The organism is uncultured Clostridium sp. (genome assembly GCF_963515715.1).
In the GTDB taxonomy this organism is placed as follows: Bacteria; Bacillota; Clostridia; order Clostridiales; family Clostridiaceae; genus Clostridium_AW.
In genome coordinates this window covers 1-6,374 of the sequence record NZ_CAUPZS010000054.1, presented here as the reverse complement: position 1 = coordinate 6,374, position 6,374 = coordinate 1, and the positions used below count along the sequence as shown (strand labels likewise).

Annotated in this window: 9 protein-coding genes and 1 pseudogene; 9 read left to right on the top strand and 1 reads right to left on the bottom strand. The window is 28.6% G+C overall.

What is annotated here, in order from left to right:
* On the bottom strand, positions 1 to 592 hold a 592-nt coding region (locus RYO54_RS20050), incomplete at its 3' end, for an RNA-guided endonuclease TnpB family protein (protein ID WP_315122462.1).
* 815 nt (positions 593 to 1,407) lie between these two features.
* On the opposite strand from RYO54_RS20050, the gene RYO54_RS20045 reads away from it, so the two are divergent.
* From RYO54_RS20045 to RYO54_RS20005, 9 genes and pseudogenes are all read left to right on the top strand, one after another.
* Positions 1,408 to 1,794 carry a VOC family protein gene (locus RYO54_RS20045; RefSeq protein ID WP_315122461.1) on the top strand — a complete coding sequence of 129 codons (387 nt, stop codon included), beginning with the start codon at positions 1,408 to 1,410 and terminating at the stop codon, positions 1,792 to 1,794.
* 145 nt (positions 1,795 to 1,939) lie between these two features.
* Positions 1,940 to 2,353, top strand: a complete 414-nt coding sequence (locus RYO54_RS20040) for a hypothetical protein (protein WP_315122459.1) — start codon at positions 1,940 to 1,942, stop codon at positions 2,351 to 2,353.
* 242 nt (positions 2,354 to 2,595) lie between these two features.
* Positions 2,596 to 2,862 (top strand): hypothetical protein, encoded by a 267-nt coding sequence (locus RYO54_RS20035; protein ID WP_315122458.1) that lies wholly within the window; start codon positions 2,596 to 2,598, stop codon positions 2,860 to 2,862.
* 30 nt (positions 2,863 to 2,892) lie between these two features.
* The gene (locus RYO54_RS20030) at positions 2,893 to 3,363 is read left to right on the top strand and encodes a GNAT family N-acetyltransferase (protein WP_315122457.1); all 471 of its coding nucleotides are present in this window, start codon (positions 2,893 to 2,895) and stop codon (positions 3,361 to 3,363) included.
* Between the two features lie 297 nt (positions 3,364 to 3,660).
* Positions 3,661 to 3,786: pseudogene (locus RYO54_RS20025) on the top strand (RNA polymerase subunit sigma); the annotation flags it as partial.
* Between the two features lie 271 nt (positions 3,787 to 4,057).
* Positions 4,058 to 4,573, top strand: a complete 516-nt coding sequence (locus RYO54_RS20020; RefSeq protein WP_315122456.1) for a VanZ family protein — start codon at positions 4,058 to 4,060, stop codon at positions 4,571 to 4,573.
* 147 nt (positions 4,574 to 4,720) lie between these two features.
* The gene (locus RYO54_RS20015) at positions 4,721 to 4,939 is read left to right on the top strand and encodes a hypothetical protein (protein WP_315122455.1); all 219 of its coding nucleotides are present in this window, start codon (positions 4,721 to 4,723) and stop codon (positions 4,937 to 4,939) included.
* A 181-nt stretch (positions 4,940 to 5,120) separates the two neighbouring features.
* Positions 5,121 to 5,603 (top strand): RNA polymerase sigma factor, encoded by a 483-nt coding sequence (locus RYO54_RS20010; protein ID WP_315122453.1) that lies wholly within the window; start codon positions 5,121 to 5,123, stop codon positions 5,601 to 5,603.
* Positions 5,596 to 6,351, top strand: coding sequence for a hypothetical protein (locus RYO54_RS20005; protein ID WP_315122451.1), 756 nt, complete (start codon positions 5,596 to 5,598; stop codon positions 6,349 to 6,351). The genes RYO54_RS20010 and RYO54_RS20005 overlap by 8 nt, the downstream gene beginning before the upstream one ends.
* The last annotated feature ends 23 nt before the right edge of the window (positions 6,352 to 6,374 follow it).

Here is a 6,374-nt window from a genome sequence, read left to right as displayed (position 1 = left end):
ATTTAGGATTAGGCTCTTTATGACCATTAGAACATATTGCAAAATCCCTTAAGCCGACATCAACACCTATCTTTGTATCAAGTTTATGTAATTCTATATTCTCTGTATCAGCTAAAATTGATATGTAGTATTTTCCACTTGGGGTTTTGGAGATAGTGCAACTCTTGATAATACCGTTTAGTTTTCTATGTTCTTTTATCTTAATCATAGATTTTAACTTAGGAATTTTGATGTGTCCGTTTTCTATATATACAGTTCCCTTTTGATTATTTGTAGTAAAACTATGATAGTTGCTTTTCTTACTTTTGAACTTTGGAAATCCTACTGATTTATCTCTAAAAAAGTTTTTATATGCCTTGTCTAGGTTTAATTGAACATTTGCTAATGCTAAACTATCAACTTCTTTTAGCCACTCAAATTCAGATTTATATTGTGATGGAGTATTCCTTAGCATTTCTCCAGTATTTTTATAGTGTTCTATCTTATCAGCCAACATTTTGTTATAGATAAATCTAGTACAACCAAAGGTTTTAGCTAAATATAATTTTTGTTCTTCATTTGGATAAATTCTATATTTATAAGCTTTTAACATATCCTCACCTCATTTCATTCCTTGATTTTCTATATATTTTTTAACTATATCTATAGTCATGTCACCAATCATTATAATAAAATAACTTCTCTTCTATACTTTATGGCTAATACTAATCGATAACACTACCTTTCAGCTAATATAACTGATCATAGTTTGTCATACTTGTTGCCTATCGGCAAGTGCTATTCATCTCCCGTTTATAGAAGAAGGGAGAATTTCGCACAATTATGTTAAAGAACTGTTTAACATTAACATGAAATATAACAGATTTTTTTCACAAATATGTACCTCTATAATTTCATTTGAAGTACACAGATTACATCCATTTGTAGGAGTTATGGTAGCTAACAGAAATAGAATTAATAGTAAATAGGAAGTAAGTTCACGAAACTGTTGGCCCTAATACGCAATATTATTATTTAATGTTACAATTGAAAAAAGGAATAATTTGCTGAAACATCGTATTATTCAAAGCTGAATTTTACGGTGTTTTTTACATTTTAATTTGATTATTAAACGATATAACTATTGAAACTAAAAGTAGCAACAACGTTTTTTGAAAACTGAACAATGCGATGTTAGAAAATACAACTATTTTACTGTTATTGTATAAGTGGTTAATTATTACCTGTGAATATGATATAATATTAATTAAATCAAAATAGTAATAAAATGAATACTAAAAGATTATTTGTACTATAGGAGGTTTATATGAAAAATACATGGATATGTCCGAAATGTAATTTTCATATAAGAAGTAATTAATTAGTAATACAAACTATGAAAATTAAAATGATAAGGGGGAAACTATAATGGAAGCAGAAATTAATCTTATTACAATTTGGACAAATGATATAAACAAGATGAAGAATTTTTATAATCAAGTTCTTGAATTTAAGATTGAAAATGACCGTGGAACTTATGTTGAATTTGAAAGTAGTGGAGTGCGATTTGCTATTTGTATGAGAGATGTTATGTATGGTTATAGCAATGAGTATGAAAAAAAGGTAACTGGTCAAGCTTTTGAACTGGCTTTCCCATGTGAAGATTTGAATGATGTTGATGAATCATTTGCACAGTTAGTTGCAAAGGGGGCAGTTCACATCAGCGAACCACAGAATATGCCTTGGAATCAAAGAACAGCATTATTTGCAGACCCAGATGGTAATATACATGAAATTTTTGCAGATATTAAATAAATTATTATTGGGATCAAATTTGAAATAATTATCAGTAGTTAAGTTATAGTTGTATTATATTACGAATTTATTAAATAAGAGCTTTTTAGTAAAGCATATTTAAAAAAGTGAATCATATTAAAAGATATTACAAGGAGACTTGTTTATGAAAAGAAATTTTTTAAAAATGTTTATTGGTGTTATGTTCATAAGCTTATATTTGATTTTTTATGTAATAAATACTAATTCCTCAAAACATGCTAATTCTATAATAGATTTAACAGGGAGCAATGGTCTTTGGAAAGCTTCTCTAAACATACATTTCAAATATGATAGTGAATTAATAATTCGACCTATGAGCGATAATTTTGAGGTACCTTCTGAAATCAGCATTGATATTATTGCCGATAATAATTGTGTATATACTGATAGATTAAAATACATTCCAGATTCTAATGAAAAACTTTTAGGTGAATATATGCTTGCTTTAATTTCAGATGATTATTTTAAAAAAGACATTAAGGATGTAGATATAATTATAAGATTTAATGATGAAAGTAGTTCAATATTGTTAAATTAAATCTCTAGTCTATTCATTCGTACTTTTCTTATTTAACGTCATAACTGAAAAAAGGAACAAGCTGTAAAAACACCGTATTATTCTAGTTTGAATTTTATGGTGTTTTTACGTCGAAATCCAACTAAATCTAAACATATTAATAAATTATATTATATTAAATGGAAATATTGGTATACAATTGTAATGTAGAGCTTGTGGCGTATTATGTACAATAAAATGCTGGGTTTATTAGGAGGGATAGTTTGGGAAAGGACGAAAAGTTTATTAAAATGTGGGAAAGGTATAGAAAGAAGGGTAAATCTAGATATATATTAACCAATATTATAGCTTGTGTTATAGGAACTGGATTAACGCTAATAGTCTTTACAATGCTTAGATGGAATGACATTTATAAGGTAACAAGGTATTTTCCTTTATTCCTCGGGTTAATAACAGGAAATATAATCATGTCACCTATAAATTGGGATAGAAATGAGAAAAGATATAATAAGTTATTGGAAAACAAATAGGAGAAGTTTTTATATTTAAGGGGGATAGCTATGGTAGAACTACGAAAAATCACATTTGATAACTTTGATGAATGTATTAAATTAGAACCAAAGGAAGAACAAAAAAGTTTTGTTGCTAGTAATATACGAAGTCTTGCGCAGGCCTATGTTGCTTTAACTAATAATGAGTGCATTCCTATGCCTTATGCTATTTATGACAATGATATCATGGTAGGCTTTATAATGTTATCCTATACTGCAGCAGATAAAAATAATGATGAAAATGCTTATTGGGTGTGGAGATTAATGATTGACAAAGGGCAGCAGGGAAAAGGCTATGGTAAGGAAGCTATGGCAAAGGCACTTGAATTGATTAGGTCCTTCCCTCATGGAGAAGCTTCAGCAGTTTATCTTTCTTATGAACCAGAGAATGTGGCAGCAAAGGCGCTTTACGCATCTTTAGGTTTTGTGGAAACAGGTAAAATTGAATATGGTGAAATGGTAGCAAAACTAGTTTTATAGAGCCGATAATTATAAATAACAGTCTGGCGGGAAGTAGTAAAGATTATAAGCACAAAATGTAAAAGCTAAAAAGTCAAATAATTTCTTAAGATACCGTACTATTCAGAAATGGATTTTACGGTATCTTTGTTTTACAATTGATTTACAAGATGCAGCTTATAGTATTGTATTAAATTATTATGAAAATAAATTTGGTTTTAGATACTATAAAAAATTTAAATTTAATTAAAAATAAAATGAACCTTTTGGTAAATGTATGCATCTAATTAGTGTAAAGCAAAAAAGTAGCGCTACAGTTTGAGAAGAAAGGTAGGAAGTCAATTGAATAAGGATGCATTTCAGGCAGCAATTTTAAAAGCCTATAACAAATTAGGTACGCTGAAGAAAGAACAATATTTTAAAACATGGCTGGTTAGAATCCTTAATATTGCTAAATTTAGTTTTAAAAATTAAAAAAGAAAGGCTAACTTACAGTATCAATTAAACTGTAAAAGCTGCGTGCATGATAGTCCTGTTTAACGGCTTGACTAAGAAAAACGAATAATTTCTTTAAATACCGCATTACTCAGAATTGAATTATACGATGTTTTTCATGATGAAAAAATATTGTTAGCATTTTCTTAAGAAAAGATTAACAATATTTTTTAACTATTTTAAGAAGATATTGGTATTGTTTAAGTGAGGTGATTTTAGAATGAAGAAAAAAACAATCAACATTCTGTTTACTGTAGGATTTGTATTTTATATTTTATTTCTACTGTGGAATATTCCTTTTAAATATGTATCTCCCCTAGAACTATTTAGTAAGAATAGGTATTATTCTAGAACACTTAATTTAATTCCTTTTTATGATGCTTTTAACGGAAAATTTAACAGGTTAGATATCTATGGTAATATAATTTTATTTATTCCATTAGGAATTTACATAAATATATTTGCAAAGGATTCAAAAATGTATAAAAATATCTGTAAAATCTTTGGAATAAGTTTAATATTTGAAGTTAGTCAATATGTATTTGGAATAGGCACTAGTGATGTAACGGATGTTATTACTAATACTACTGGAGGAATTGTTGGCATAGGTATGTACGTGGCAATTAAGAAGATTTTTAAAGACTATACCAAGACAAAAAACTTTATTACTATTTGTAGTATCCTAGTTATGGTACCCGTTGCAATTATATTAGTACTGATATATATATATAATTAATGGACATACTACTATGTAATTCTAATGAAATTTATTAAGACGAAATTTTATTATGGAACAGTAGCGGATTATGGAGCACACATATTGAAGAATACGTACATATATTAATTCTGGAACAAAAATAAAAAGGAGTTATAATATGTGGGCATGGCGGATTTAGATGGAGATGGCATATTAGAACTAATAGGTGCTTATAATTGGCAAGATGAAAATTATATTATTGTACTAAAATATTATAACGGAGTTTGGCATGTAGCAGATATCATCAAAGGAAAGTGGTATAACATAACCTATTTTAATATTTTACCGAGCAAGATACCGTATTATTCAGAAATGGATTTTACGGTATCTTTGTTTTACAATTGATTTACAGGATGCAGCTTATAGCGTTGTATTAAATTGTTATGAAAATAAATTTAGTTTTAGATATTATAAAAAAATTAAATTTAATTGAAAATAAAATGAACCTTTTGGTAAATGTATGCATCTAATTAGTGTAAAGCAAAACAAGTAGCGCTACAGTTTGCGAAGAAAGGTAGGAAGTCAATTGAATAAGGATGCATTTGTAGATAAAGTTCTTGAGGTTGAATCTACTTTATATCATATATCTAAATCAATCTTGATTCATGATGAAGATTGTGAGGATGCAGTTCAGGCAGCAATTTTAAAAGCTTATGATAAATTAAGTACACTGAAGAAAGAAGAATATTTTAAAACATGGTTGGTCAGGATACTCATAAATGAATGTTATAGTTTAAAACGTAAAGAACATCCAGAGGTATCTTATGAAGAATACTTTGAGTATGCCAAGGCCGACGATGAAAAGGATTATAACGAATTATATTTGGCTATTCAAAAATTGCCAGAGCGTATTCGTATTACAATTGTTCTTTATTATGTGGAGGGATATTCAGTAGAAGAAATTAAAGAAATTCTAAAAATACCCTCAGGAACTGTAAAAAGTAGATTATCAAAAGGACGAAAATTATTAAAAGTAAAATTAGAGAATATGGAGGCAACTTATGGATAATTTTAATTGGAATAATACCTTTCCAGATACACCTCAAAATTTTAAAAATAAGGTAAGCGAAACATTAAATAGCTTACCGAACCAAAAGGAGAATTGTAAAATGATAAATATGAGATCATTTAAGAAAAGAATTATGATTGGGCTAGTGGCCGCTATGATAGTAGGAACAACTGTATTTGCTGCAGGAAAGGCATTCTTTATAAATTCAAGTAGTAGTAACATACCAACTTATACTGCCATACCTACAGTAGAACAAGTGAAGAAGGATGTTGGATTTAATCCTAAATTAGTCAAGGAATTTGATAACGGATATATCTTTACAAGTGGGCATACTATAGATGATGAAGTTTTTGATGAGAAAGGTAATTCTGTAGAAAAAACAAAATCACTTGGTTTTAATTATGAAAAAGGGAATGATAAATTAAGCCTTTATATGGAAAATGGAAGGTTGGGTGAAAGCTCAGAGGAAGAGACTGTTATTGATACTCATAACGGTATAGATTTATCTTATCATTCATATGCTAACAAGTCTGTTCCAGCAAATTATAAAATGACAGAACAGGATAAGCAGGATGAATTGTCTGGTAAATATGTATTTAGCTATGGATCTGACAAGGAAGAAATTTCTCAAGTTCAATATTTAAATTGGATGCAAGATGGAATCCACTATTCTTTCTTAGCAGTGGACTCTAATTTATCACAAGATGAATTAGTTAAAATGGCACAGCAGGTTATAGATAACAAATAAAAAGGGTAGTAGCGAAAGCCATA

Coding starts and splice junctions, on each gene's coding strand:
- RYO54_RS20045 (WP_315122461.1), top strand. CDS start 1,408: ATGGAAGCAGAAATTAATCTTATTACAATTTGGACAAATGATATAAAC.
- RYO54_RS20020 (WP_315122456.1), top strand. CDS start 4,058: ATGAAGAAAAAAACAATCAACATTCTGTTTACTGTAGGATTTGTATTT.
- RYO54_RS20030 (WP_315122457.1), top strand. CDS start 2,893: ATGGTAGAACTACGAAAAATCACATTTGATAACTTTGATGAATGTATT.
- RYO54_RS20005 (WP_315122451.1), top strand. CDS start 5,596: ATGGATAATTTTAATTGGAATAATACCTTTCCAGATACACCTCAAAAT.
- RYO54_RS20015 (WP_315122455.1), top strand. CDS start 4,721: ATGGCGGATTTAGATGGAGATGGCATATTAGAACTAATAGGTGCTTAT.
- RYO54_RS20040 (WP_315122459.1), top strand. CDS start 1,940: ATGAAAAGAAATTTTTTAAAAATGTTTATTGGTGTTATGTTCATAAGC.